Source organism: Streptomyces sp. WELS2 (genome assembly GCF_013870595.1).
GTDB lineage: Bacteria > Actinomycetota > Actinomycetes > Streptomycetales > Streptomycetaceae > Streptomyces.
Map to the genome: position 1 here is coordinate 1 of NZ_JACBWZ010001174.1, position 1,543 is coordinate 1,543.

The 1,543-nt window shown below is 73.0% G+C and carries 1 protein-coding gene; it reads right to left on the reverse strand.

All coding sequences use genetic code 11. The features are described from left to right. On the reverse strand, window positions 1–1,391 hold a 1,391-nt coding region (gene hutH / locus H5J33_RS34755), incomplete at its 3' end, for a histidine ammonia-lyase (protein WP_181798639.1). Window positions 1,392–1,543: the final 152 nt, after the last annotated feature.

Genomic DNA, 1,543 nt, shown 5'->3' on the forward strand with positions numbered 1-1,543 from the left:
CGCGTGGCGGGCGCCGGGGTGAGTCCCTCGCGCAGCTCGATGGCGCGGGTGGCCGCGTACAGCTCGATGGCGATGACCCGGGTGAGGTTGTCCACGGCGGTACGCAGCTTGCGCGCGGCCGACCAGCCCATGGAGACGTGGTCCTCCTGCATGGCGGAGGACGGGATGGAGTCCGCGGAGGCCGGTACGGCGAGCCGCTTCAGCTCGCCGACCAGCGCGGCCTGCGTGTACTGGGCGATCATCAGCCCGGAGTCCACACCGGCGTCGTCGGCGAGGAACGGCGGCAGGCCGTGGCTGCGGTTCTTGTCCAGCAGCCGGTCGGTGCGGCGCTCGGCGATGGAGCCGAGGTCGGCGGCGGCGATGGCGAGGAAGTCCAGCACGTAGGCCACGGGCGCGCCGTGGAAGTTGCCGTTGGACTCCACGCGTCCGTCGGGCAGGACGACGGGGTTGTCGACGGCGGAGGCCAGTTCCCGGTCGGCGACCAGGCGGGCGTGCGCCACGGTGTCGCGTCCGGCGCCGGCGACCTGCGGGGCGCAGCGCACGGAGTAGGCGTCCTGGACCCGCGGGGCGTCGTCCTGGTGGTGCCCGGTGAGCCCCGAGCCCTTCAGCACGGCGAGCATGTTGGCGGCGCTGGCCCCCTGCCCGGGGTGCGGGCGGATGGCGTGCAGCTCGGGCGCGAGGACCTTGTCGCTGCCGAGCAGTGCCTCCAGGGTGAGGGCGGCGGTGACGTCGGCGGACTTGTAGAGGGTGTCCAGGTCGGCGAGGGCCATGATCAGCATGCCGAGCATGCCGTCGGTGCCGTTGAGCAGGGCGAGGCCCTCCTTCTCGCGCAGCTCGACGGGCCGGATCCCGTGCTCGGCGAGCAGCTCGCCCGCGGGCCGGACCCGCCCGTCGGGGCCCTCCGCCTCGCCTTCGCCCATGAGGGTGAGCGCGCAGTGGGACAGCGGGGCCAGGTCGCCGGAGCAGCCCAGGGAGCCGTACTCGTGCACGACCGGGGTGATCCGTGCGTTCAGCACGTCGGCCATGGTCTGCGCGACCTCGGGCCGCACGCCGGTGTGCCCCGAGCAGACGGTCTTCAGCCGCAGGAACATCAGGGCCCGTACGACCTCGCGCTCCACCCGGGGACCCATGCCGGCGGCGTGCGAGCGGACGATGTTGCGCTGCAGCTGGGCGCGCAGCTCCGGACTGATGTGCCGGGTCGCCAGGGCGCCGAAGCCGGTGGAGACGCCGTAGACCGGGTCGGGCTTGGCCGCCAGCGCGTCCACGATCTCCCGGGCGGACTCCAGGGCCGCCACCGCCTCCGCCGACAGCTCGATGCGGGCACCGCCGCGCGCCACGGCGAGAACGTCGGACGCCGTGACCCCGGACGTCCCCACCACCACAGAGTGCATATCCATATTCAGGAGCGTACGCATTGAATGCGGCGGTGTCACTAGTGGGTACCGGAGTCACCCCTTACCTGAGGGTGTGCGTTTCGCCTCACCGCCGGCATCTCCCCGGACCAGAAACGCGGCGAACCGCGCCAGGTCCCCGGTGGTCGACC